Origin of the sequence: Rhodopseudomonas sp., from assembly GCF_048594845.1 — a bacterium.
Classification (GTDB): domain Bacteria; phylum Pseudomonadota; class Alphaproteobacteria; order Rhizobiales; family Xanthobacteraceae; genus Rhodopseudomonas.
Window position 1 is genome coordinate 1 of record NZ_JBMDXE010000116.1, and the last position, 1,513, is coordinate 1,513.

The 1,513-nt window shown below is 63.5% G+C and carries 2 protein-coding genes; both read left to right on the forward strand.

The window, feature by feature from the left end:
- Nucleotides 1-663: electron transfer flavoprotein subunit alpha/FixB family protein (locus ACOJTD_RS07270; protein ID WP_420132250.1), on the forward strand; the 663-nt coding region annotated here is incomplete at its 5' end.
- A gap of 152 nt (nucleotides 664-815) precedes the next feature.
- Nucleotides 816-1,513: 3-hydroxyacyl-CoA dehydrogenase NAD-binding domain-containing protein (locus ACOJTD_RS07275; RefSeq protein ID WP_420132251.1), on the forward strand; the 698-nt coding region annotated here is incomplete at its 3' end.

Below are 1,513 nucleotides of genomic sequence, written 5' to 3' on the forward strand. Positions count from 1 at the left end.
TTCAAGAACGTGATGCCGCGCGTCGCCGCGCTGCTCGACGTGATGCAGGTGTCGGAGATCATCAAGGTCGTCGCGCCCGACACGTTCGAGCGGCCGATCTACGCCGGCAACGCGATCCAGACCGTCAAGTCCAAGGACGCCAAGAAGGTCATCACCGTCCGCACCTCGACCTTCCAGGCGGCGGGCGAGGGTGGCAGCGCGCCGGTCGAGTCGGTGGCGGCTGCGGAAGATCCGGGCCTGTCGACCTTCGTCAGCGAGGAAGTCGCCAAGAGCGATCGTCCGGAGCTGGCCTCGGCCAAGATCATCGTCTCCGGTGGACGTGCGATGCAGAGCCGCGAGAACTTCACCAAGTACATCGAGCCGCTCGCCGACAAGCTCGGCGCCGGTGTCGGCGCCTCGCGTGCCGCGGTGGACGCCGGCTACGCGCCGAACGACTGGCAGGTCGGCCAGACCGGCAAGGTCGTGGCGCCGGAGCTGTACGTCGCGATCGGCATTTCCGGCGCGATCCAGCATCTCGCCGGCATGAAGGACTCCAAGGTGATCGTCGCGATCAACAAGGACGAAGACGCGCCGATCTTCCAGGTCGCCGACTACGGCCTGGTCGCTGACCTGTATCAGGCGGTGCCGGAACTGACCGAAGAACTCGGCAAGCTCGGCAAGTAATCGCCGGCTTGCCAACGGATCCGGCTACGGCCGGATCCGTTGGCAAAGTTTAAGTGTTTGTCGCGATACTGCTTCGTTCCGGCGGTTTCCGGCGCGGAAGTTGCCAAAATGCTCCAGCCCGTGCGTGCGGCGGGCGTCCAACGAGATGACAGATGGCCTTAACAATCAAGAAAGTCGGCGTGATCGGCTCCGGCCAGATGGGCAACGGCATCGCGCATGTGGCTGCGCTTGGCGGATTCGCCGTGGTCCTGAACGACATCTCGGCGGACCGGCTGAAGTCGGCGATGGCCACCATCAACGGCAATCTCACCCGGCAAATCGCCCGCAAGCTCATCACCGAGGAGCAGCGCAAGCAGGCTCTCGCAAACATCACTGCGAATGACCGGCTCGACGGCCTGGCTGATTGCGATCTGGTGATCGAAACCGCGGTCGAGAAGGAAGAAGTCAAGCGGAAGATCTTCCACGATCTTTGCACGACGCTGAAGCCCGAGGCGATCATCGCCTCCAACACCTCGTCGATCTCGATCACCCGGCTCGCCGCCTCGACCGACCGCCCCGAGCGCTTCATCGGCATTCATTTCATGAATCCGGTGCCTGTGATGGAACTGGTCGAACTGATCCGTGGCATCGCGACCGACGACGCCACCTTCGAGACTGCCAAGGCATTCGTTGCCAAGCTCGGCAAGCAGATTGCCGTCTCCGAGGATTTCCCGGCCTTCATCGTCAACCGCATCCTGCTGCCGATGATCAACGAGGCCTGCTTCGCCCTGCATGAGGGCGTGGGCGATGTCGCCTCCATCGATGCGGGGATGAAGCTGGGCTGCAACCAGCCGATGGGCCCGCTGGAGCT